Source organism: Halomonas sp. IOP_31 (genome assembly GCF_021151495.1).
Taxonomy (GTDB): domain Bacteria; phylum Pseudomonadota; class Gammaproteobacteria; order Pseudomonadales; family Halomonadaceae; genus Modicisalibacter; species Modicisalibacter zincidurans.
This window is the reverse complement of sequence record NZ_JAIRBP010000008.1, coordinates 25,723-48,787: the sequence shown is the minus strand read 5'-3', so window position 1 is coordinate 48,787 and position 23,065 is coordinate 25,723. Positions and strand designations below refer to the sequence as shown.

Annotated in this window: 17 protein-coding genes and 1 other RNA gene; 3 read left to right on the top strand and 15 right to left on the bottom strand. The window is 66.2% G+C overall.

Annotation, left to right across the window (positions count from 1 at the left end):
• Positions 1–76 precede the first annotated feature (76 nt).
• The 5 genes from hrpA to K7I12_RS06325 all read right to left on the bottom strand — a co-directional run bounded on the left by hrpA (position 77) and on the right by K7I12_RS06325 (position 9,150).
• The gene (gene hrpA / locus K7I12_RS06345) at positions 77–4,138 is read right to left on the bottom strand and encodes an ATP-dependent RNA helicase HrpA (RefSeq protein WP_442908024.1); all 4,062 of its coding nucleotides are present in this window, start codon (positions 4,136–4,138) and stop codon (positions 77–79) included.
• A 120-nt stretch (positions 4,139–4,258) separates the two neighbouring features.
• Positions 4,259–5,914, bottom strand: a complete 1,656-nt coding sequence (locus K7I12_RS06340; RefSeq protein WP_231663494.1) for an AMP-binding protein — start codon at positions 5,912–5,914, stop codon at positions 4,259–4,261.
• Between the two features lie 162 nt (positions 5,915–6,076).
• Positions 6,077–6,886, bottom strand: a complete 810-nt coding sequence (locus tag K7I12_RS06335; protein ID WP_231663492.1) for a class II glutamine amidotransferase — start codon at positions 6,884–6,886, stop codon at positions 6,077–6,079.
• Entirely contained in the window at positions 6,879–8,702 is a 1,824-nt protein-coding gene (locus K7I12_RS06330; RefSeq protein ID WP_231663490.1) for a VWA domain-containing protein, read from the bottom strand. The genes K7I12_RS06335 and K7I12_RS06330 overlap by 8 nt, the downstream gene beginning before the upstream one ends.
• A gap of 16 nt (positions 8,703–8,718) precedes the next feature.
• Positions 8,719–9,150 (bottom strand): hypothetical protein, encoded by a 432-nt coding sequence (locus K7I12_RS06325; RefSeq protein ID WP_031383002.1) that lies wholly within the window; start codon positions 9,148–9,150, stop codon positions 8,719–8,721.
• 52 nt (positions 9,151–9,202) lie between these two features.
• On the opposite strand from K7I12_RS06325, the gene K7I12_RS06320 reads away from it, so the two are divergent.
• Positions 9,203–11,338: a S9 family peptidase gene (locus K7I12_RS06320; RefSeq protein WP_231663488.1), complete on the top strand. Its 2,136-nt coding sequence runs from the start codon at positions 9,203–9,205 to the stop codon at positions 11,336–11,338.
• Positions 11,339–11,354: 16 nt separating this feature from the next.
• On the opposite strand, the gene K7I12_RS06315 is transcribed toward K7I12_RS06320, so the two are convergent.
• From K7I12_RS06315 to ffs, 7 genes are all read right to left on the bottom strand, one after another.
• Entirely contained in the window at positions 11,355–11,804 is a 450-nt protein-coding gene (locus K7I12_RS06315; protein WP_231663486.1) for a YcgN family cysteine cluster protein, read from the bottom strand.
• Between the two features lie 41 nt (positions 11,805–11,845).
• The gene (locus K7I12_RS06310; RefSeq protein ID WP_231663484.1) at positions 11,846–12,136 is read right to left on the bottom strand and encodes a YcgL domain-containing protein; all 291 of its coding nucleotides are present in this window, start codon (positions 12,134–12,136) and stop codon (positions 11,846–11,848) included.
• Positions 12,137–12,158: 22 nt separating this feature from the next.
• Complete coding sequence (rnd, locus tag K7I12_RS06305; RefSeq protein WP_231663482.1) at positions 12,159–13,307, bottom strand: ribonuclease D; 1,149 nt, start codon at positions 13,305–13,307, stop codon at positions 12,159–12,161.
• A gap of 32 nt (positions 13,308–13,339) precedes the next feature.
• Complete coding sequence (gene recR / locus K7I12_RS06300; protein ID WP_031382997.1) at positions 13,340–13,945, bottom strand: recombination mediator RecR; 606 nt, start codon at positions 13,943–13,945, stop codon at positions 13,340–13,342.
• Complete coding sequence (locus K7I12_RS06295) at positions 13,945–14,271, bottom strand: YbaB/EbfC family nucleoid-associated protein (RefSeq protein WP_031382996.1); 327 nt, start codon at positions 14,269–14,271, stop codon at positions 13,945–13,947. Before K7I12_RS06295 ends, recR begins: the two co-directional genes overlap by 1 nt.
• 65 nt (positions 14,272–14,336) lie before the next feature.
• Positions 14,337–16,181, bottom strand: a complete 1,845-nt coding sequence (dnaX, locus tag K7I12_RS06290; protein WP_031382995.1) for a DNA polymerase III subunit gamma/tau — start codon at positions 16,179–16,181, stop codon at positions 14,337–14,339.
• Positions 16,182–16,352: 171 nt separating this feature from the next.
• Positions 16,353–16,449: signal recognition particle sRNA small type (gene ffs, locus K7I12_RS06285), an RNA gene on the bottom strand.
• A 227-nt stretch (positions 16,450–16,676) separates the two neighbouring features.
• Here ffs and K7I12_RS06280 point away from each other — a divergent pair.
• Positions 16,677–17,900, top strand: a complete 1,224-nt coding sequence (locus K7I12_RS06280) for an ATP-grasp domain-containing protein (protein ID WP_231663480.1) — start codon at positions 16,677–16,679, stop codon at positions 17,898–17,900.
• Between the two features lie 33 nt (positions 17,901–17,933).
• Entirely contained in the window at positions 17,934–19,955 is a 2,022-nt protein-coding gene (locus K7I12_RS06275; protein ID WP_231663478.1) for a hypothetical protein, read from the top strand.
• A gap of 113 nt (positions 19,956–20,068) precedes the next feature.
• On the opposite strand, the gene K7I12_RS06270 is transcribed toward K7I12_RS06275, so the two are convergent.
• The 3 genes from K7I12_RS06270 to K7I12_RS06260 are packed head-to-tail and all read right to left on the bottom strand — an operon-like array spanning position 20,069 to position 23,015.
• Entirely contained in the window at positions 20,069–21,586 is a 1,518-nt protein-coding gene (locus tag K7I12_RS06270) for a tripartite tricarboxylate transporter permease (protein ID WP_031382992.1), read from the bottom strand.
• Complete coding sequence (locus K7I12_RS06265; RefSeq protein WP_031382991.1) at positions 21,586–22,038, bottom strand: tripartite tricarboxylate transporter TctB family protein; 453 nt, start codon at positions 22,036–22,038, stop codon at positions 21,586–21,588. Before K7I12_RS06265 ends, K7I12_RS06270 begins: the two co-directional genes overlap by 1 nt.
• Entirely contained in the window at positions 22,035–23,015 is a 981-nt protein-coding gene (locus K7I12_RS06260; RefSeq protein ID WP_422723641.1) for a Bug family tripartite tricarboxylate transporter substrate binding protein, read from the bottom strand. The genes K7I12_RS06265 and K7I12_RS06260 overlap by 4 nt, the downstream gene beginning before the upstream one ends.
• Positions 23,016–23,065: the final 50 nt, after the last annotated feature.

The window sequence follows — 23,065 nt, the reverse complement described above, 5'->3', positions numbered from 1 at the left end:
TGGAAAGCGCTAATCACGGCGTGTGTCATGGCGTTCTCCTCACGGCGGCCGAGCCGCCTCTCGCCCGTTGGGCACCTCAGGCCTCATGACGACCGGTGATCTCGGCCCAGCGGCGTTCGAGACGCTTGGCGGATACCGGCATGCGCGTGCTCAGCTGCTGGGCGAACAGCGATACCCGCAGCTCTTCGATCCACCAGGCGAACTCGACCAGCGCCGGGTCCTCCCAGCCATCGCGACGCTCGGCCTGACGGCGATTGGCCAGTCGGGTCTCGAAGTCCTGAGCCTCTTGCATCAGCATCTGATCGCGCATGCGCTCGCGCGGGGCCTTCTCGAGACGGATGCGCGCCGCCTCCATGTAACGTGGGTACTCCTGCAGCCATTCGCCTGCTTCGCTGACGAAGCCGGGATGGACCAGCCGCTGCATCTGCGCCTTGAGATCGCCATAGACCAGCGCCAGCGACAGGCTCAGGTTGCCTTTCAGCGCCTGGGTCACCGCCAGATGGCCCTCGAGCGCGCGCTGCAGCGTCGCCACCAGACCCTCGCCATAGGCCATGAGCTCGCCACGCCGCTCGTCGAGACGCTCGCTCAGCGCCTGGCGCGAACGGGGCAGCGGGTCGAAGGCGATCTCGTGAAGAAACACCGCCGCCACCAGATCGTCGGCGAGCTGCGCCTTGCTGCCGACCTTGGCGAACAGCAGCGCGCAGCGCTCGAGCCCCGGCAGGCGCTTGAGCGCCTTGACCTGCTCGGGCAGGCGCTGCATCGCCAACCGCTTGATGCCGTGTCGATGCGCCTGGTGCGCCTTGGCCGGGTGATCGAACAGCGCCACCGCCAGCGCGCCGGCTTTTGCCTTGTCGTCACGGCTGGAATTGCGCTTGGCGTCGCCCTGCTCGACCAGCGCCGGGTAGGCGGCGACCCGAATGCCCGCCTGGGTCGTGCTGCGCGACTCGGCCAGTGGCGTTTCGGGCAGGTCGTCGACCGCCTGGCGGGTGTCACCGGCCGCATCCAGGGCCTGGGCGCCGGCGTTGGCGGCCGCGGCGAAACGCCGCTCGAGCGCCGCTGGATCGCGGCCCTGTCCCAGTTCCCTGCCTTCATGATCGACCACTCGCAGGTTCATCACCAGGTGCGCTTCGAGCTGCTCGCTGCGCCAGTCCTCGGGAGCGAGCCGCAGTCCGGTCTTGACCCGCAGGAACTCGCCGAGCGCCTCGCTCAGCGGCACATCGTCGGGGCTCAGCGTCTCGAGCGCGGCATCCACCCAGTCGGGGATTGGCACCACCTGGCGGCGTACCGACTTGGGCAGCGACTTGAGCAGCGCGATGCACTTCTCGCGCAGCAACCCCGGTACCAGCCACTCGAGGCGCCGGCGCGGCAGTTGCGACAGCATCGCTGCGGGTACGGTCAGCGTCACTCCATCATCCTCGGCGCCCGGCGCGAAATGGTAACTCAACGGGTAGCGCACGCCCTTGAGCGTCAGCGTGTCCGGGTAGTGTTCCTCGCTGACCTCATCGGCCTGGCGGGCCATCAGGCTGGCCTTGTCGAGCTTGAGCACCTCCGGGCCGTCGCGTTCCGCCTGGCGCCGCCAATGCTCGAAGCCCTTGCCGTTGACGATTTCTTCCGGCAAGCGCTGATCATAGAAATCGAACAGCGTTTCCTCATCCACCAGAATATCACGCTTTCGCGCCCTGTCCTCCAGATCTTCGACTTCATCGATCAACGCTCGGTTGTGGGCGAAGAACGCCGCCTGGGTCCGGTATTCGCCCTCGACCAGCGCGCGACGGATGAACAGCTCGCGGGCCTCGGCGGGGGCGATCGGCCCGTAATGCACCTTGCGCCGGGCGACGATCGGCAGGCCGAACAGCGTGACCTGTTCGAAGGCCACCACCTGGGCGCGCTTCATTTCCCAGTGCGGCTCGCTGTAGCTGCGCTTGACTAGATGACCCGCCAGCGGCTCGATCCATTCCGGCTGGATGCGCGCCACGTCACGCGCATAAAGCTTCGAGGTCTCGACCAGTTCGCCGGCCATCAGCCACTTGGGCGATTTCCTGGCCAGCCCCGAGCCGGGATGAATGAAGAACTTGCGGTTGCGCGCGCCCAGATACTCGCGGTTCTCGGTGAGCTGGCCGATGTTCGACAGCAGTCCGCTGAGCAGCGCCTGGTGGAAGGTCGCCTGTTGCCGACGAACGGCTTCACGTGTGGCCGCCTGCCCCGCCTCGTCAGCGTCGGCGGACGTCTCGGCCGGGGCGGCGGCCGGCACGTGAATGTCCATGTCGCGCAGCAGCTGGCGCAGTTGCCTGAAGGTGTCATGCCATTCGCGCAGCCGCAGGTAGTTAAGATACTGCTCGCGACACCAGCGTCTTAACTGATTGCCCGAGAGCGCCTCGCGGGCCGCCTCGAAGCCGTTCCACAGATTGAGCCAGGCGGCGAAGTCGGACTCCGGATCGTTCCATTGCTGATGCTTCTGATCGGCGGCCTGACGCCTGTCGGCCGGGCGCTCGCGGGGGTCCTGGATCGACAGCGCGCTGACCACCACCAGCACGTCGCGCAGGCAGTCCTGCTCGGCGGCGGCCAGCACCATGCGCGCCAGCCGCGGGTCGATGGGCAGCCGCGCCAGCCGCCGGCCGAGCGGCGACAGCCGGTTGCCCGCGTCGACCGCGCCGAGTTCGAACAACAGCCGGAAACCATCCTTGACGAAGCGCGAGTCCGGCGCGTCGACGAACGGAAAGGCCGAGATGTCATCGGGTTTCAATGACAGCAGCGAGAGCATCGACAGGATCACCGAGGCCAGGTTGGTGCGCTGGATCTCGGGCTCGGTATAGGCCGGCCGGGCGAGGTAGTCCTCTTCGCTGTAGAGACGGATGCACACACCCTCGGCGATACGCCCGCAGCGACCCTTGCGCTGATCGGCGCTGGCCTGGCTGACCGGCTCGATCGGTAGCCGCTGGATCTTGGCGCGGTAGCTGTAGCGGCTGATGCGCACCAGCCCCGGGTCGATCACGTAGCGGATCCCGGGCACCGTCAATGAGGTCTCGGCGACGTTGGTGGCGAGCACGATACGTCGCCCGGCATGGCTCTGGAACACCCGGTTCTGCTCGGCGTTGGAGAGCCGCGCGTAGAGCGGCAGGATCTCGGAGCCCCTGAGGTCGGCGCGGCGCAGGGTATCGGCGGTCTCGCGGATCTCGCGCTCGCCGGGCAGGAAGATCAGCACGTCGCGCGGGCCGCTGAACCAGCGCTTGTCGCGCTCGATGGCCTCGATCTCCTCCACCGCGTGGAGGATGCCCTCCTGCAGGGTGCGGTCCTCCTCGTCGTCGGCGTCGCGCACCAGCGGCCGGTAGTGCAGCTCGACCGGGTAGGTGCGCCCCGAGACCTGAACCACCGGCGCCGGCGTACCGTCGTCGCGGGCGAAGTGCCGGGCGAAGCGCTCGACGTCGATGGTCGCCGAGGTGATGATGATCTTAAGGTCGGGCCGCCGCTGAGTCAGCCGCTTGAGATAGCCGAGCAGGAAGTCGATGTTGAGGCTGCGTTCGTGGGCCTCGTCGATGATGATCGCCTCGTAGCGCTCGAGGTCGGGATCGTGCTGGGTCTCGGCCAGCAGAATGCCGTCGGTCATCAGCTTGACCAGCGTGGCGTCGTTGGTCTGGTCGGTGAAGCGCACCTGGTAGCCGACCTGAGCGCCGAGCGGCACCTCGAGCTCCTCGGCAAGCCGCGTGGCCACCGAGCGCGCCGCCAGCCGCCGCGGCTGGGTGTGGCCGATCAGCCCGCGCCGGCCCAGGCCCAGTTCCAGGCACAGCTTGGGCAGCTGGGTGGTCTTGCCCGAGCCGGTTTCGCCGGCGACCACCACGATTTGATGCGCGCGCAGCGCGGCGAGGATGTTCTCGCGCTTCTCGGCAACCGGCAGCGACTCGGGATAATTCAGCATCACCGGCTGCGCCCGGCGCTTTTCGAGCAGCGCCTGCGAACTCGCCAGGCGCGCGTCGAGCTCCCGCAGCGCACGATCGATCGGCTGGCCGGCCTTGGCCCGCTGACGCAGCTTGGCCAAGCGCCGCCCCTGTTCGCGGGCGTCGCGCAACAGACAGGCGTCGAGTTGGGCCCGGCGACTGTCCAGGGCCCCTAGAGCATCGGGATGCGAAGCGGTAGCGCGCAAATCGTCCTCGCTGAATTCAATAAACGACCGGCCCGCCACGGTCGTGCCGTGGCGGGCCGGTTATTGTATCGCCTTGCTGCACCCGCGAGCCAATCGCTGCAGGCGACCTGCGATATCCGCTCAGGAATCGCGCAACTCGCGACGCAACACCTTGCCGACGTTGGTCTTGGGCAGCTCGTCGCGGAACTCGACGAACTTGGGCACCTTGTAGCCAGCCAGTTCCTTCTTGCACCAGCTACGCAGGGTCGCCGCGTCCAGCGACTCGTTGCGGGCGACGACGAACAGCTTGATCGCCTCGCCGCTGTCCTCGTCGGGCACGCCGATCGCCGCCGCTTCGATCACGTCAGGGTGACCGGCGACGACGTCCTCGATCTCGTTGGGATAGACGTTGAAGCCGGAGACGATGATCATGTCCTTCTTGCGATCGACGATGCGGATGTAACCGTCTTCCTGAAGTACGGCGATATCGCCGGTGCGCACCCAGCCCTGGGCATCGAGGGTCTTGGCGGTGTCCTCCGGGCGGTTCCAGTAGCCCTTCATGACCTGCGGCCCCTGCACGCACAGCTCGCCGGCCTCGCCCAGTGGCAGGTCGTTGCCGTCGGCATCGATGACCTTGACCGAAGTGCCCGGCACCGGTTTGCCGATGGTGCCCAGCTGGATCGCCGCGGGCGGGTTGAACGAGACGATCGGCGAGGTCTCGGTCATGCCGTAGCCCTCGGTGACCGGGCAGCCGGTGACCTCTTCCCAGCGCTGAGCCGCAGCCTTGGTCAACGCCATGCCGCCCGAGATGGTCAGCTTGAGCGAGGAAAAATCCAGCGCGCGGAAGTCCTCGCGGTTGCACAGCGCATTGAACAATGTATTGAGCCCGACGAAGCCGGTGAAGTGGATCTTGCGCAGCGTCTTGACGAAACCGTCGATGTCCCGCGGATTGGGGATCAGCACGCTGTGATTGCCGGTTTCCATCAGAAACAGGCAGTTCACCGTGAAGGTGTAGATGTGATAGACCGGCAACGGCGCGATCACCGTCTCGCAGCCCTCGCCGAGCACGTCGCTGATCACCGCCCGGGCCTGCAGCATGTTGGCGACCAGATTGCGATGGGTGAGCATGGTGCCCTTGGCGAGGCCGGTGGTGCCGCCGGTGTACTGCAACGCGGCGATGTCGTCGCGGTCGCGCTCGAGCGGGCGATACGAGTGCTTGGCACCGCGCGCCAGCACGTCGCGAAAGCCCAGGGCGCCGGGAAGCGAGTACGCCGGCACCAGCTTCTTGATGTGGCGCACGGCGAAGTTGATCAGCGCACGCCTGGGCAAGCCATGCAGGTCGCCGATCTCGGTCACCACTACATGACGGATGTCGGTCTTGTCGATCACCCGCTCGAGCTTGTCGGCCATGTTGGCGAGAATCACGATCGCCTTGGCGCCGGAATCGGCGAACTGGTGATGCATCTCGCGCTCGGTGTACAGCGGGTTGGTGTTGACCACCACCAACCCGGCACGCAGCGCACCGAATACCGCCACCGGAAACTGCAACAGGTTCGGCAATTGAATGGCGATGCGATCGCCCGGCTCGAGTTCGGTCTCGTGCTGCAGCCAGGCGGCGAAATCCGCCGCCAGACGGTCGACGTCGCGATAGCGCAACACCTGGCCCATGCAGCTGAACGCCGACTTGTCGGCGAAGCGTTCGACCGAAGTCGCGAAGACATCGGTCACCGTGGCGTAATCCTCCAACCCCTGCAGGGCCGGTCCGGAAATATGAGGCGCAGTGGCGTGCTGGCTCATGAGCTGATCTCCGCTGATGCGTTCGACCGGAGTCGACGGACTTTCTTGTTTTGCCACTCGGCAAGCGATCCGCCGGTGCGCTTTATGGCCGCAGGCCCCTGGGCACGGCCAGTTCGGTTTACCTTAGCAGACCGCACCCGGACGTAAAACGACCGATTCAAACTAACGTTCAATCGCCGGCCGTGCCGCTGTATCGGCACTGTAGCGGGCCTGAATCTCGCCGTCGCGCCAGACCAGCAGCTCCCCCGGCTGCATGGCGGTCCAGTCCTCGTTGGCCGTCAAGGGCTCGGTGGCCATCACCGAGACCACATCGTTGAGTGTGGTGTGCTCGCGAAAGTCGACACTCATCTCGGTGTCGCTGAGATGGGCATGGCCAAACGGCGCACGGCGGGTAAGATGAACCAGCTTGGTCGAGCAGTAGACGTACAGATGCACGCCGTCCGAGAACAGCAGATTGCACACGCCCAGACCGCGCAGTTGCTCGCACAGCGCATGCAGCGTCGTCCACAGCGGGCCGGGCTCGGCGGGCGGCTCGGCAAAGCGCTGACGCAACTCGCCGAGCAACCAGCAAAAGGCATGCTCGCTGTCGGTATCGCCCACTGGACGGTAGAAGGACAGCGCCAGCGCGTCCCAGCCCTGCAATTGACCATTGTGAGCGTAGCACCACGGACGCCCCCACATCTCGCGGGTGAAGGGATGGGTATTGGCCAGGCGCACGTTACCGACATTGGCCTGGCGGATATGGCTGATCACCACGTGGGACTTGATCGGATAGTCGCGGATCAAACGGGCGATCGGCGAATCCGCCGAGGGGCTGGGATCGCGGAAGTCGCGATAACCGCCCTGCTCGTAAAAAGCGATGCCCCAGCCGTCGCGATGCGGTCCAGTGCGTCCGCCGCGATGCAAAAAGCCGGCGAAGCTGAAGCAGATATCGGTGGGCACGTTGGCGCTCATGCCCAGCAACTCACACATGGGGCTCCTCCCGCTCGGCGTGATGGCGGCGCGCACCACGCCGCCGATGCCGCCGACGCCGCCGGGCGTTGCGACGCCGGCGCCAGAGCAGCAACAGCACGACCAGCGCAGCCAGCAGCCACCACAGCGGATTCCGGCGCGTTTCGCGGGCGGCCTGCTGCAAGTTCGTCGGCGCCTTTTCCCACAGCGACTCGAGCCTGGACGGCAACGCCGCCAGCCACTGCCCCAGCGCATCGCCCAGCGCATCGAGCGACGAGCCGGAAGCCGCGGGCTGCTGATCCGGCTTTGCTTCCTCGAGGACCTCGGCCTCGGGTCGGTCGAGGCTCACCCCGCGCAGCCCGGTATCGGCCTCGGGGTTGAGCATCACCGGGGGCAGCTCGATGGTTCGCGTATCGCCATCCAGCGTCACGTTGGCCGTCAGCGTCAACGCCAGCGAAAGCGACTCGTCGATCGCCGGCAGCACGACCCGCCAGCGCTTGTCGCCCTGCGTACGGACCGTCAACGACTCGCCCTGCAGTGTGGCGGCGATCCGCGTGTTGTCGCTGTTAAGCAGCGGATGCTCGGCGCGCAGCGCGACGCTGCCGGCTGCCTCATCGAGCTTGGCGCTGATCGGCGCCAGTACGTTGACCGCCTGGCGTCGTTCGCGAATGAACCGATCACCCTTCGCGACCACCGCCAGGCGTGCATTGCCGACCTTGCGCGGCGGTGCCAGAACGCCGCGATAACTGTCGCCGTCGCGCTCCAAGACGACCGACTGGCGCACCCGGCCGTCGATGTCACGCAGTTCGGCGCGCATCTCGAGCCCCGGCGGCGCGTCGGTCGCCGTATCCGGCTGGTTCAGGCTGGCCTCGATCGGCGTCTCGAAGCCTTGATAGAGGGTCGTCGGCAGTTGCGGAGCGCGAAGTGCCAGGTCCGACTCGATGCTGATCCGACTGTCGGGCCCGACTTCGCCTTCGATACGCCATTTCCCGGCCTGGGGCTGCGGAACGCGGATGATGTCGAAACGCGGCTGGTGCTGCCAACGGATCGCAGGGGAGTGCTCCTCCAGCGTGTGACGGGTGCCGTCGGGGCCGATCAGCGCCGGCTCCGGCGAGTCCGGGTCGTGAAACAGCAAGGCCGAGAACGCATCGACACGCTCGTCGATCGGAAAGCTCTGGGTGTCGAGCGGCACCTGATCGCGGGGGAAGATACGGTCGAACACATCGAGGAAAGCCCGCAGCAATGCCGCGGGATCCTCGGCGACCGCGTAGAGACCGCCGGTTTCGCGGGACACGCCCGCGAGCAGGCTCGAATCCACTCCCGACGAAAAGGCGATGGTATGGACCACCACCGACTCGTCGGCCAGGGTGGGCGCCAGCTGCTTCAGCAGGCGCTGGCGTGACGCCTCGTTACGGCCACGCTCACCGCCGCCGGGTATGTCGATCATCCCGTCGGTGAGCAGTATCAGGTGCCGCTTGCCATCGGCGGGCGCCGCGCTGGCCGTCTCGCGGACCGCCTGTTCGATATCGGTGTATTGCTGATAGTCGGACAGCGCCGGTTTCAACGCCAACGCCCGTTGGCGCCAGTCCGCGTCGACCGTCGCACTCGGCAGCGGGTTGGCCACGCGGCTGCCGAATGTCCACAGGCCGCCGCGTGCGCCCTCGGGCAACAACGTCACCATCAGTTCCAGCGCACTGTCGCTGAGGCGGTTGGGGTCGTTGCGCTTCATGCTTCCCGAGACATCGAACAGCATGCGCACGTCAGGGGGCGCCGACTCTGCGGCCGCTAGCGTCCCGCACAGCAGCAGCGTCAAGGCCGCAGCAATCAACCCTCGCATGGCAGTGCCCTTGCGCCTAGCCAATGATCGGTTCACGCCGCGGCGTCGACGCCGGGTCGTGATCGTCGCCCGCACTGTCATCGTTGCCCGCGTCCGGGCTGGCACGGCGACGCAGCCCCCACCAGGCCAGCACGCCGAGTGCCGCGCCCAGCACCGTTCCCAGCAGCAACAACGCGGCGGCGCTTCCCAGTGCAGCCATGTTGCCTTGCAGGAAGGCAATGCCGGCTACCACCACCGCCGGGGCCATGCCATGATAGGTCGCATCCGCATCAAGCAGCGGCAGGGTGAAACTACTGGGTATCCAGACCAGCCCTGCCACCACGCCGGTGACGACGAACCGCGGCAACCTCGGCAACCAGCGTATCGCCAGGTAGCCGGTAATCAGCACGACCAGCGACAATGCCACGTAACTGAACCAGAGAAGTGGCATCGAGTCGGAAATCAGCATTGCTCCAGGTTCTCCCTCTACACGTTTTGTTCATCATGGTACACCGCGTCCAATGAAAGCACAGCAGCCCGTTCCAACACCGCCCGAGGCCCCGATCACGCGCTTCAGGCGCTCCGCGGATATTGACTGGCACTGGCTTGAACAGCGCGACGATCCGCAGGTGGCGGCCTTTCTCGAAGCCGCCAATCGTGAATGCGACGACTGGTTCGAGCCGCTTAAGCCACTAATCGAGGCGCTCTACCAGGGCCACCTGGCGCGCCGGGAGCTCGCGGTCAGCGGCCTGCGCACGCCCCTCGAACGCTACACCTACTGGAGCGAGACGGCCGCCGACGCCGATTATCCGGTGTGGTGGCGCCACCCCAATGACCACGCCGAGCGCCCGGAGTGCCTGCTGGATCTCGAGGCACGTGCCGACGAGCGGCATTTCCTCGAGCTCGGCGACCTGGCGATCTCGCCCGCCGAGGACCGCCTGGCCTGGACCGAGGACAGCCGCGGCGACGAATACTTCGATCTGTATCTGCGCGCCCTGCCCGACGGCGAACCGCGCCTGGTGCTCGAAGGCATCGGCCCCGAGCTGACCTGGGCCGAGGACGATCGCACGCTGCTGTTCACCCGCTACGACGCCACTCAACGCCCGGCCAGCGTGTGGCGGCTGGACATTCACGGCGGCGAGCCGGTGATGCTGTTCGAGGAGCGCGATGTCGAATTCTGGGTCGGTCTGGGCAAGACCCGCTCGCGGACCTGGCTGGTGCTCGAGAGCGCCTCCAAGGATACTTCCGAGTGCCACCTGATTCCCGCCGCCGCGCCGCACACCCGGCCACGCTGCGTACGCCCCCGGGAAACCGGCGTCGAGTACGCGCTCGAGCATCGCCCGGGGTATTTCTACGTTCTGCACAATCGTCAGGCGACGCACTTTCGCCTTGACGTGGCCGAGGAGGACAGCCCCGAACGCTGGCGAGCATTGATCGCCCATCGCCACGCTCAGACCCTGGAAGGTGTCGACGCCTTCGCCTGGGGCCTGGTGATCACCGAGCGCGACCACGACCAGGCCCAGGTGCAGTTGCGCATCGTCAGCTTCGACGCGAATCACGCCATTAGCGGCGACCGGCGCCTGCCGCTGCCCGAGGCGCCCTGCAGTGTGGCGCTCGGCGACATGCCCGACTTCGCCACGCGCCGCCTGCGCCTGCGCGAGGAGTCGTTCACCCTGCCGCCGCGCTGGATCGAGCACGACCTGGACGGCGACACACGGCGCCTGCTCAAGGCCCAGCCGGTCCACGGCGACCTGGCGCCCGAGCAACTGGCCTGTCGGCGCCTGTGGGCCACCGCCCACGATGGCGAGCGCATCCCGGTATCGGTGGTGGCGCGGGCCGACCTGCTCGGCGCGAAGGCGTTGCCCACGTTGCTCTACGGCTACGGCGCTTACGGCGAGGTGCTCGACCCATGGTTCTCGATCGCCCGGCTCGAGCTGCTGTCGCGCGGCGCGGCGTTCGCCGTCGCCCATGTGCGCGGCGGCGGCGATCGCGGCGAACCCTGGTACCTGGCCGGCAAGCTCGAGCACAAAGCGAACAGCTTCCGCGATTTCCTCGCCGCCCGTCAGGCGCTGGTCGAGGCCGGCCTCGCCGACGAGCGACGAATCGCCGCCTACGGCGCCAGCGCCGGCGGCCTGCTGGTGGGGGCGAGTCTCAATCTCGATCCCGGCGCTTTCTGCGCGGCGGTCCTCGACGTGCCGTTCGTCGACGTGCTGCGGACCATGGAGAACCCCGACCTGCCGCTGACCACCGCCGAATACACCGAATGGGGCAATCCCGACGAGCCCGCTGCGCGACGCCGTATTCGCGACTATTCGCCACTCGACAATCTCAGCGACCAGCCCTACCCGGCGCTCTTCCTGCAGGGCAGCTGGCATGACTCGCGAGTGCCCTACTGGGAACCGGCCAAGCTCTATGCCCGGCTCAACGAACTACGCGGCGCGCACCTGGCCGCCGTTGGGCACGACCCGATGGAGGGCCGCCCCGCGGAGGGCCGCCCCGCGGAGGGCCGCCCCGCGGATCGCCGCCCGATCCTCCTACGTAGCGACATGAGCTCGGGGCACGGCGGGGCCTCGGGGCGTTTCAAGGCCTGGAAGGACAACGCCCGTCAAGACGCGTTCCTGCTCTGGGCACTGGGCCTTGCGGAGAGCCGCGACTAGCTCGCGACGAGGGGCGTCACTCGTCGATCGACAGGATGTCGATGATGCGATCTTCCCAGTCGGCTTCGTCGATGGCGTCCTCGGCGATCGCGAAACTGGCAACGCCGATCCCGGCACGCTGCACGCTGCCGGGATCGCCCGAGACCAGTGGATGCCAATCGGCCAGCCCACGCCGCTCCGATAGACGCCGATAGGCGCAGCTGGCCGGCAACCAGCGAAACTGCGCGACCCGCTCGCGGGTCAGCGGCACGCAGCCGGGAACCCGGGCACTGCGATTGGCATAGTCGCTGCACCGGCACGCCTTGATATCGAGCAGTTGGCAGGCGACATCCAGGGTGGCGATGTCGCCGCTCTCTTCGTCCTCCAGCTTGTGCAGGCAACAGCGCCCGCAGCCGTCGCACAGCGCCTCCCACTCCTCGCCGGTCAGTTCGGCGAGCGAGTAACGCTCCCAGAAACGCTCTCGCAACACGCACTCCCCGGTCGGCGATGCGACACCGACCCTGCTGGCTAGTCGGGCAGCTCGGCCGGCGCCCGATACAGGTTGAGTAGATAGTCATCCTTGCCCGGCGGCATCTGCAGGTAGTAGCCCTTGTCGGCAATGGCCGCCAGCACCTCGCCGGCATCGGCCCGCGCCAGCCAGCGCTCGGGGCCCAGCAGCAGGGTCAATACCGGCTGCGGCTTGCCGAAACGCTCGAGCAGCGCCTCGGGCACCGCGTCGAAACCTTGGCGCTTGTCGACGAACAGATATATCTCGTCCTTGCGCGGACTACGGAATATTTCGCATAAACGCTTGTCCATCTTGGCGATCCTCGTCGCGTTGCTATACCGAGCCCTGGGCATCGACAGCGGCGCCATCGAGCGCTTGGCGTAGCGGTTCGGCGAGCAGCTCGCCGCGCCAGCCGTCGGGCAGCGGCAACGCCCGGCCCTCGAGATCGGCAGCCACCAGCGCCTCCAGTTCGCGGCGTCGGGCCAGTACCTCGGGTGCCACGCCGAGCCGCTCGGCGGTTTCGCCGACACAGCGCTTGAGCCGCTTGAGACGCTTCTTGAACGGCCCCGACAGCGGCGACGGCAAGGCCGGCGGCAGTTCGGCCTCATCGAGCTGCGCCGCCTCGCGGACCAAGGCCAGCAACGCATCGCCCTCGCGCTTGACCAGGCTTGGCTTGATGTCCTCCACGGCCGCCAGTTCGTAGCGGTTGGCCGGCATGCGCTCGGCCACGGCGAACAGCACCTTGTCGCTGACCAGCCAGTTGCGCGGCAGATTGCGGCTACGCACCTCGGCTTCACGCCAGGCGGTCAGGCGCTGATAGGCGGCGATCGAGCGCGGGCCGAGCCGCCACAGCTGGCGATGGCGGCGAAACCACTCGCCGTCGCTGTCCAGGCTGCGCTGAGCCTGGGCCACCAGCGCGGCGCAGTCGGCTTCAAGCCAGCTCAGTCGCTGGCTTTCGAGCAATGCCTGTCGCTGCGCCTCCCAGAGCGTCGGCAGGTAGATCACATCGAGTGCTGCATAGCGCCGCTGGGCCTCGCTGAGCGGCCGCACCAGCCAGTCCGAGCGTGTTTCGCCCTTGGGCAGGCTGTCGCCGGTCCAGTGCTCGACCAGCCGCTGGTAGCCGATCGCCGGGTCTTCGGACAGCAACCCCTGGGCCAGTTGGGTATCGATCAGCGGCTGCACGACCACCCCGCTCCAGTTGAACAGCACCTCGAGATCCTCACTGCTGGCATGCAGCAGCTTGACCGGCCCTTCGGGGCCCAGCAGCCGGCATACCGCCGGCGTCGCGGCAAGCGCCTGAGGATCGACCAGGTAGGCATGCTCGCCAGCCGACAGCTGAATCAGCGCGGCCACCGGATAAAAGCTCGACTCGCGGAAGAATTCGGTATCCACGGCCAGCCAGCGGACGTCGGCGAGTTCGTCGCAGACCGCATCGAGGGCATCGGGGGTGTCTATCCAGTGACTGATCGGTTCCTGGGGCATGAATGTCCTGCAGTGAATGAAACGAAGAGCGGTCAATCGCCCTGGAAGGGCAAGCGACCGTTGAAGGCGCGGCTGAGGGTACCGCCGTCGACGTACTCGAGTTCGCCGCCCATGGGCACGCCATAGGCCAGACGCGACAGGCGCAAGCCGCGCTCGCGGATCTGTTCGGCGATGTAATGCGCGGTCGCCTCGCCCTCGACCGTGGGGTTGGTGGCGAGTATCACCTCCTCGACACCGCCCTCGTCGAGCCGCGCGTCCAGCAGCGCGAGGCCGATGTCGTCGGGGCCGATGCCGTCCAGCGGCGAAAGGTGTCCGTGCAGCACGAAATAGTGGCCGTGATAGCCCCCGGCATCCTCGATCGCCAGCATGTCGGCCGGCGATTCGACGATGCACAACAACGCACCATCGCGCCGTGCACTGCGACACAGCGTGCAGGTCGGCTCTTCGGTGAGGGTCCGGCAGCGCTGGCAGTAACCGACCTGCTCGAGCGCCGTGCCGAGCACTTCGACCAACCGGCGTCCGCCGTCGCGCTCACGCTCGAGCAGGTGCAACGCCATGCGCTGGGCGGTGCGCGGGCCGACGCCCGGCAACACGCGCAACGCTTCCAGCAAGCGATCGACCAGCGGTGAAAAGCTCATCAGAACGGCATCTTGAAGCCGGGCGGCAGATTGAGCCCCTCGGTGGCTTCCTCCATCTTGGCGCGGGAGCTGGTCTCGACCTTGCGCACCGCGTCGTTGACCGCGGCGGCCAGCAGATCCTCGAGCATCTCCTTGTCCTCGTCCATCAGGCTCGGGTCGATGACCACCTTGCTGACGTCGTGGCGCCCGTTCATGGTCACCGAGATCATCCCGGCGCCGGCTTCGCCGGTCACCTCGGACTTGGCGATCTCTTCCTGGATGCGCTGCATCTTTTCCTGCATTTCCTGAGCCTGTTGCATCAGGTTGCCCATTCCGCCCTTGAACATGGCGATCACCTCGTGGCTATGGCTGTCGATTGACGTGGTTGGCGCGTCGGGTCGCGGCATCGCAACTACCGGGCCGTCGGCGTCCCGGCCTGCGGCGCGACGCTCTGCTCGAGCAGCCGCGCGCTGAACGTCCGCTCCAGTTCCTGGATATGCGGGTCATCGCGCAACGCTTCAACTGCCTGGGCATGACGCTCGCGCGCCTCGCGGTCGCTACGCGACCTGGGAGTCTCGATGGCCGCCGGCAGCTCGGCGGAGTCGATGCTGATCCGCCGTTCGATGCCTGCCGCCGCCAGTGCCTTGCGCACCCGTTCGACGTGCACCTCGGCGTTCATGGCCGCCTGACCGGGGTCGAGACGTAACTGGAGCGTCTTGCCATCGTCGTGCTCGACCATGCAGTGCGCCGCCAGGTTGCGGGTCAGCCCGGACAGCGAAAGGCGCGGGAACAGCTCGAGCCAGGCGACATGATCGATCCCCCCCGGCGCGGCGTGCACAGCGTCCCCATGGGCTTCACCGATCCCCGGGGGCTCGCTCGGCGCGGCGTCTGACGGCTCGGGAAATGCAGGCGCCTGCGTAGATGCCTGATCAGCGAGCTGCTCGTCGGCTTCCCAGGGCGGGCGTTCGGCGGCCGTCGGCGGCGATTCGGCGGGTGCCGGCGGCGTTTCGTTCGGCGCGTCGGATATCGGCATCACCGCGCGTTCCTGCTGGCTGGCTGACGACTGCGCCATGCTTCCGGCGCCCCCCTCGCCGGGCGACGCCTCGCCGGGCGCAGCCTGCGGGGTCGAGTCGCCGCGCAACGGCAAGGGCGTCTGCGGCGGCCTGGGCACCCCCTGGGGGCGAAAGGCGAGCATGCGCAGCAGGGTCATTTCCAGCGCGGTGCGCGGCTCCGGCGTGCTGTCCATGTCGCTGCGGCCCTGCAGGCCGATCTGGTAGTAGAGCTGAACGTCCTCGGCAGTGAACCGCGCCGCCAGCGCCAGCAGCGTCTCGCGATCGCCATGCCCGTTATCGAGCGCATCGGGCACCATCTGGGCGATCGCCAGGCGATGCAGGATGCCGGTCAGATCGTCGAGCACGCCGGCAAAGTCGGGGCCCTGCTCGGCCAGGCTGGCGATCTCGGCGAGTACCCGCGCGGCATCGACCTCGGCCAGCGCCTCGACCAGCGCCAGTAGATGGCGATGATCCAGCGTCCCCAGCATCGCCGCCACATCCGCGTGCTGGACGCGCCCCTGGCCGAAGGCGATCGCCTGATCGGTCAGGCTCATGGCGTCGCGCATCGAGCCCTCGGCCGCCTTGCCGAGCAGCCACAACGCGGGCTCCTCGAAGGGCACCGACTCGGCGTCGAGCACCTTGGCCAGGTGTTCGACGATCCGTTCGGGCGGCATGTTCTTGAGCGCGAACTGCAGGCAGCGCGACAGCACGGTCACCGGCAGCTTCTGGGGATCGGTGGTGGCGAGCAGGAACTTGACGTGGGGCGGCGGCTCCTCGAGCGTCTTGAGCAGCGCATTGAAGCTGTGGGTCGAGAGCATGTGCACCTCATCGATGAGGTACACCTTGTAGCGCCCCTGCGAGGGGGCGTACTGCACGTTGTCGAGCAGCTCGCGGGTATCCTCGACCTTGGTCCGCGAGGCCGCGTCGACTTCGATCAGGTCGACGAAACGTCCGTCGTCGATGTCCCGGCAGGTCGAGCATTGGCCGCACGGCGTCGAGGACACGCCATTCTGGCAGTTGAGACACTTGGCGAGAATCCGCGCCAGGGTGGTCTTGCCGACCCCGCGCGTGCCGGTGAACAGATAGGCATGATGGAGACGCCCCTGATCGAGGGCGTTGATCAACGCTCGCTGGACATGCTCCTGACCAACCAGCTCATGGAAGGTGCGCGGCCGCCATTTGCGGGCCAGTACCTGATAGCTCATGCAGCGCGGAAGTCCTTGCGGCTGGGTCGGGTCGGCCGTGAGGCCCCCGAGGATATGCGCGAACAAACGTGGCGACGCCGGAGCGACGACGTATTCGCGTCGAATCGATTCATTCTAGCGGTTCGCCGCAGGGGGGAAAAGCGAGGTTTCGGGGATCGGAAATGGAGGCGGCCCCATCAGCCACATCCCGGCACACGCAGCCACCACTACCGTTGCTCCCTTCCGGGCCTGGCGGGGTTTGCGGTTTAGCGTTGCGAGAGGACCGATAGGGCCACCATAGACGATTGTTCGAGAAGCTTTAGCGATAACTTCGAAGCCTTTCGACAATCCGCGAACTGGCAATCCGTTCAACGACTTGCCTAGTGCGAGGCGCACTATAACAGCGGCTTTTAGCCCTAGCAAGGGTAAACCCGGGGCGAGCAAGAGGCATGCTTTGTAGGCTAGGCTAGGTAGTGACGAATCTGATCAACGAACAGCCCACGGAGGGCATAGACCATGGATAAGGACCCGAACAAGGGTTACGTCGCATTGCTTGGCTGGAGCCTCAACGCCGTCGAGGCCGCCGACAACTTCGATCGGCGTTACGTGGTCGTCGCACCGGAATGGGCCGAAGACTACTGCAAGCTGCACGACATCCCGTATGTCCCCTGGAACTTCGAGCGTCTCAACGATCGTTCGATGGAAATCGCCGAGACGCTCAAGGAGATGGGTGTCAACGTTGCGATTCCGCTCTACGAGGAGACCGTGGAATGGGCCGGGGCGATCAACTCGGTACTGCTCGACAATCCGCGCCTCTATGGCCAGGCGCTGTTGCTGCGCGACAAGGCATTGATGAAGCGCCGCGCCCAGTTGGGCGGCATCCGCGTGGGGATCTTCGAGGAAGCGCACGACCGGGACGACGTGATCCGTTTTCTCAAGCGCGTCAACCAGACGCTGCTCAAGCTCGACGGCGACCCCAACGACCCCATCCACCTCAAGGCCTTCGACAAGGCCGGCTGTCTGGGGCACCGGGTTATCCGCACACCCGACGAGGTCGACACCATCCCCGAAGAGGAATTTCCGGTGCTCATGGAATCGCACCTCGATGGCTGGGAATTCGCCGTCGAGGCGTGGATCCACAACGGCAAGATCCGCTTTCTCAACATCTCCGAGTACGTGACCCTGGGCTATTCGGTGTTCGTCCCGGCGACCCCCGAGCTCGAGAAATATCGCGAATCGATCACCCGGCAGATCGAGAAGCTGATCAAGACCTTCGACATCGACTTCGGCTTCGTTCACCCGGAGTACTTCGTCACCAGCGACGGCGAGATGTACTTCGGCGAGGTCGCCTACCGTCCGCCCGGCTTCAAGGTCTTCGAACTCCTCGAGCGGGCCTACGGATTCAACGCCTACCAGGGGCTGATCCTGTCCTTCGACCCGAGGACCACCGAACAGGAGATCACCGACTTCTTCCCCCGCGAAGTGGTCGACGCCAAGGGCGTCGCCGGCTGTTTCGGGGTCTATCCGCGGCGTCGCGTGGTCAGCCGCCTGGAGATGCCCGAAGAGACCGAGGACCACCCCTACTTCGAGTCCCACGAACTGACCGCGCCACTCGAGGAAACCGTCACCAAGCGCACGGCCTTCGGCACGCACTGGGGCCTTTTGTACTTCTTCGGCGACGACCCGCACACCATGCGCGACCTGCTCAAGCGCCAGGAAGAGCTGGATTTCTATGTATAATCGCGCCCGTACCGTTGGGCACAAGGAGCCCTTGTGACGAGCCACGACGAACACACTGCCGATAGCACCAAGCTGGACGAGCTGCTGGCGAAGCTCGACGAGGCCATCGAGATTCTCGCCAAGGCACGCGACTTCGCCAAGCCCGGCAAGCTGCGCCGGGTCTTCGACAGCGCCCGCAAGGTGATGCTGCAGCCCGGCGGCTGCGCCGCCATCGAGGCACGCGCCCAGGCGATCGAGGCGGCCGGGATTTTCAATGGCTCCGACTGGGCCCAGCCGCAGATTCTGGTGCCTTCGCTGACCGTGCATTCGCTGCAGGGCGGTGCGAACGATACCGTGGTGCTCGAGGCACTCAGCGAGTTGCGGCTGCTGGCGGTGGCGCGCGGCCGCTACGAGCATGCGCTGATCTCCGCCGAGCAGGCTCACCACTATCTGACCCAGGTGTTGGCGATCAATCTCGAGCTGCTGTTCACCGCGCCCAGCGAAGCCGAGCGCGAGACCCAGGGCCGGCTGGCATTGCTGACGCGCTCGCTTTTTGCGCACCTGGCCGAAACCATCGGCTACGAGCACGTCATCGACCAGTTGATCGATGAGATCTGGCGCATCCTTCAACAGCGACCGATCCAGGTCGATTCGATCAAGCGCATGATCACTCAGATCGCCCTCTGCCAGGCCAACCCCGACATCGACCTGGGCAACAGTGGCCAGGGCGCCGACCGGCTGGTCAGCAGCCTGTTCGGCGCGACTCAGGCATCTCGCGAGGATCCCGGGGTCGAGGTCTACCTCGAACGCCTGCAGGCGATGGATAGCGGCGCCCTGCAGTACGAAGCCACCGGTTTCGCCCGCGCCATGCACGATACCGGACTGGTCTCGGCCTATCATGCGGTGCTGTTGCGCTATCTGCTCGACCACGGCGATCACTTGCTGTCCGAGGCGCTGGGGCTTTCGGCGACCGGCCGCGACTGCCTGCTGTGCTATCGACAGCTGGTTCAGGCGCTGATCGAGGAAGGCGTTTACGCCGCCACGCCGCAGGCGGTCTACGGTCTGGCGCTGCTGCTCGAGCGCGGCATCCTCTATCAGCCGCCGGTCGCCCCGGCGCTGTGGCGCCAGATCGGCTTGCCGGTTTCCGCGTGGTCGCAGGAGCGCATCCGCATGGCCTACGGCGATGCGGTAGCGCCACGCGCGCGGCTGCTCGAGGGCGTGCTGTGCATGCTTGGCCTGCCGCTGGGCGTCGGCCAGGGCAACAACCCGACCTGCCAATCGGCGCGGGCGCTGTCGATGTGGGCCTACAACGATCCCGACTATCTCTTGCAGATGGTCGCCTGGGCAGCCCGCGACGACGAGATCATCATGCACTTCGAGGGCATGCCGCTGTCGTCGATGGCCAGCCTGTCCGGCGTGGCCTCGAACCTGCCGCTGGATCTCGACCCGGTATCGCTGATCGTCGTGCCGCATCTCGACCGCATCTATGCCGAGATGGGCCGGCGCTGCATCGGTCGCGAGGGCGACCCGCATCGTTGGGTCAATCCGGAATTCCATGGCTGGTGGGCCGGCCGCGGCTTTCGCATCAACGTCGACGTCGAAACCGGCCAGCTGCATGACCTCGAGGAGTTCCTGCGGCATTTCTACGCCAGCTATCACCCCTATTACAACGGCAACCAGCCGTTGATCCATCCGCAGCCTGCCGGTATCGCGGTGACCGACAGCGCGGCGCGCTTCATCGGCTGGCACGCCATCACCCTGCTGCGGGTCAATCTGGATCCGCAGGACGTGATGCGCGCCTATTTCTTCAACCCCAACAACGACAGCGGCCAGGACTGGGGCGACGACATCCAGGTCAGCACCTCGGGCCACGGCGAGCGCTTCGGCGAGGCTTCGCTGCCCTTCGAGCAGTTCGCCTCGCGGCTGTACATCTTCCATTACGACCCGCTGGAGCACGGCGAGCTGGCCAACATTCCCCAGGAGCAGCTCGATCGGGTGATCGGCCATGTCTATCGAAGCTGGGGCGCCGACCGGGTCCCGGCCGCCGAACTGCAGGCGCACAGCGGTCCGCGTTGAACGCACCGCTGAGTTGCACCCACGCTTCTTGATTATTCGACCACCCGGCATGCAAGACGGCCCCGCCAGCAAGCAGCCAGCGGGGCCGTGATTCTTCAGTGCAGCGCGGACGCTCAGTCCGGCTGATTGCCGGCGGCCGCCTGCATGCGGCGACGCAGGATCGGGCCGACGATGACCGGCAGGATCAGCCCGGCGATCGCCACGATCCACAAGCCCAGCGCCAGCCCGCTGTCCCACAGCACCGTCCAGTCACCGTCGGAGAGGGTCAATGCATGGCCCAGATTCTTCTCCATCTCCGGCCCCAGCAGCAGACCGAGGATGATCGGCACCATGGGAATCTCCAGCTTGCGCAGGAAGTAGCCGAACACGCCGAAGGCGACCATGAAGTACAGGTCGAACGCCGAGTTGCTGATCGAGTAGATGCCCACGAAGGCCACCATGGTGACGATCGGCAGCAGGTACATTGGCGGCACCGACAGCAGCTTGACGAAAATGCCCACCAGCGGAATGTTGAGCAGCAGCAGCAGGAAGTTGCCGATCAGCAGTGCCGCGATCACGCCCCATACGATATCCGCGTTCTGGGTGAACATCAGCGGCCCGGGAGTGATGTTCATCGAGATCAGCAGCGCCAGCAACACGGCGGTGGTGCCGCTGCCCGGCACGCCCAGGGTCAGCATCGGCACCAGCGCACCCGACGAGGCGCCGTTGTTGCCGGCCTCGGGGCCGGCCACGCCGCGCGGGTCGCCCTGGCCGAAGTAGCCTTTCTTGCCGATGATCTTCTTCTCGACGGTATAGCCGATGAAGCTGCCCAGCGAAGCGCCGGCGCCCGGCAGCACGCCGGCAATGAAGCCGAGGACGCCGCCGCGAATGCTCGACGGCATGATTTCACGGATGTCTTTCCACGAGAGCTTGAGCTTGTTGACGACCATCTTCCCCTTGCCGCCACCGGCACGCTCCTCGATGAAGAACAAAAGCTCGGAAATCGCGAACAACCCGACGATGGCGATAATGAAATCGACCCCTTCGTAAAGTTTCAGCATACCGAAGGTATAGCGCTGGGTGCCGGTGGCATCGATGCCCACCGTGGCGATCATCAGGCCAATCGCCGCGGCCAGGATCGTCTTGACCGGGTTCTTGCCGGTGATGCCGCCCAGGGTGGCGAAAGCCAGCACGAACAGCGCGAAATATTCCGCGGGCCCGAAGGTCAAGGCAAATTTGGCCAGGATCGGCGCCAGCAGAATCAGCCCGACGGTGGCGATCAAACTGCCCATGAACGAGGCGATCGCCGAGATCGCCAGGGCTTCGGCCGCCTTGCCCTTCCTGGCCATCGGGTAGCCGTCGAGGCAGGTCATCATCGCCGGCTCGTCACCGGGAATATTAAGCAGGATCGACGAGATACGGCCGCCATACATGGCCCCGGCATACACCGCCGTGAGCATGATCAGAGCGGTTTCCGGGCGCAGGCCCAGGCTGAAAGCCAGCGGGATGAGGATGGCCACCCCGTTGGCCGGGCCGAGACCGGGCAACGCGCCTATCAGGGTACCCAGGAAGGCCCCGATCAACGCGAACATCAAGTTATGTGGCTGAAGCGCGACGCCAAAGCCATCGATCAGATACCCCAGGGTTTCCATCAGCTTCCCTCCAATACGCCAAGCAGACCCAGCGGCAAGGCCAGGTCGAGACCGTAGGTGAACAGGGCAAAGACCACGATGCCCGCCACACCGCCGGTCACATAGGCGCGCACCGGAGCAGCACCCATGCGCCAGCACAGCGTGCCCACCGCCAGCAGGGTGGAGACGATAAAGCCCAGCGGCTCCAGCAACAGCGTGTAGGCGATCAGCACCAGCACGGCGATGACCAGCTCCAGCGCCGTGCGGCTCTTGGGCCAGGCATTGTCGGGATCCGGCTTGACGATCAGGTAGAGGCTGGAAAGCACCAGCACTACCGCGATGATGATGGGAAAGGTCTCGGGCCCGATGGCCTCCGACCCGCCGAACGGCACCGGGAACTGCGTGGCACCCCAGCCGTACGCGACGGCCAGGGTGAGCATCAGTATTCCGAAGATGCGGTCGTTGAGTGTCATTTAATCAGCCCGATGTCCTTGGAAAGCTTTTGGATATCAGAGATCTGGGTCTTGACGTACTGCTCGAACTTGGCGGACTCCGGATGGAACGGCATCAGCCCGTTCTGTTTCATGACCGACTTCCACTCTTCGCTCTTGTACACCGTATCGATCGCATTCACCCAGTACTGCTTGGCTTCCTCGGACACATCAGCCGGCATGTAGAAGCCGCGCCAGTTGGCACCGATGGCGTCGATGCCCTGCTCCTTGGCGGTGGGAATGTCGCTGAGTTTGCCGGGCAGGCGCTCTTCGGCCAGTACCGCCAGCACGCGCAGGTCGCCGGACTCCATGAACCCCTGGGCCTCGGAGATATCGCCGGTGAAGGCATCGACTTGACCGCCGACCACCTGGGTCATCGCTTCGCCACCGTTGTTGTACGACAGATAGGGAATCCGCGGCAGGTTGTCGACGCCGGCCGACTGCGCCGCGATCAGCACCTTGAGATGGTCCCAGCCACCCTTGGCGCTACCGCCGGCGAACTTGACGCTGCGCGGATCCTTCTTGAGCGCATCCATCAGTTCGTTGAGGTCGTCATACTTGGAATCCTTGGCGACCGCGATGATGCCGTAGTCGGCGCCCAGCGCTCCGAGCCAGTTGACCTGTTCGGCGTTCATGCCCGGAAACTGGCCCTGGGCCAGGCGGGTGGTAGTGGCGGTCGAGGCCGCGACGAGCAGCTGATCGTCGCCGGCGCGCTTGCTGACGGTATGGGCGTAGGCCACACCGCCTCCGGCACCCGGCATGTTGACGGTCTGCACGCTGCCCGGTACCAGGTCGAGCTCCTCGAGCACGTTACCCACGCTGCGGCAGGTGAAGTCCCAGCCGCCACCCGGGTCGGCGGGCGCGATACATTCCACCTTGCCTTGCGGCTCGAAGGCCATGGTCATGCTGCTGACCAGGGTCAGCGAAGCAGCGGCAAGAAGCTTGAGAGGCATTCTCATCGACATTGTTCTAGTCCCCTTGAAAAGAAAAGATGAGCGAAAGGATCGCT

Bases quoted from the DNA above. Each gene is read 5' to 3' on its own strand.
- K7I12_RS06310 (WP_231663484.1), bottom strand. From the start codon at position 12,136: ATGGACAAGCGTTTATGCGAAATATTCCGTAGTCCGCGCAAGGACGAG.
- K7I12_RS06340 (WP_231663494.1), bottom strand. From the start codon at position 5,914: ATGAGCCAGCACGCCACTGCGCCTCATATTTCCGGACCGGCCCTGCAG.
- K7I12_RS06335 (WP_231663492.1), bottom strand. From the start codon at position 6,886: ATGTGTGAGTTGCTGGGCATGAGCGCCAACGTGCCCACCGATATCTGC.
- K7I12_RS06295 (WP_031382996.1), bottom strand. From the start codon at position 14,271: ATGTTCAAGGGCGGAATGGGCAACCTGATGCAACAGGCTCAGGAAATG.
- K7I12_RS06280 (WP_231663480.1), top strand. From the start codon at position 16,677: ATGGATAAGGACCCGAACAAGGGTTACGTCGCATTGCTTGGCTGGAGC.
- K7I12_RS06270 (WP_031382992.1), bottom strand. From the start codon at position 21,586: ATGGAAACCCTGGGGTATCTGATCGATGGCTTTGGCGTCGCGCTTCAG.
- K7I12_RS06330 (WP_231663490.1), bottom strand. From the start codon at position 8,702: ATGCGAGGGTTGATTGCTGCGGCCTTGACGCTGCTGCTGTGCGGGACG.
- rnd (WP_231663482.1), bottom strand. From the start codon at position 13,307: ATGCCCCAGGAACCGATCAGTCACTGGATAGACACCCCCGATGCCCTC.
- recR (WP_031382997.1), bottom strand. From the start codon at position 13,945: ATGAGCTTTTCACCGCTGGTCGATCGCTTGCTGGAAGCGTTGCGCGTG.
- K7I12_RS06320 (WP_231663488.1), top strand. From the start codon at position 9,203: ATGAAAGCACAGCAGCCCGTTCCAACACCGCCCGAGGCCCCGATCACG.
- K7I12_RS06265 (WP_031382991.1), bottom strand. From the start codon at position 22,038: ATGACACTCAACGACCGCATCTTCGGAATACTGATGCTCACCCTGGCC.
- K7I12_RS06260 (WP_422723641.1), bottom strand. From the start codon at position 23,015: ATGAGAATGCCTCTCAAGCTTCTTGCCGCTGCTTCGCTGACCCTGGTC.
- K7I12_RS06325 (WP_031383002.1), bottom strand. From the start codon at position 9,150: ATGCTGATTTCCGACTCGATGCCACTTCTCTGGTTCAGTTACGTGGCA.
- dnaX (WP_031382995.1), bottom strand. From the start codon at position 16,181: ATGAGCTATCAGGTACTGGCCCGCAAATGGCGGCCGCGCACCTTCCAT.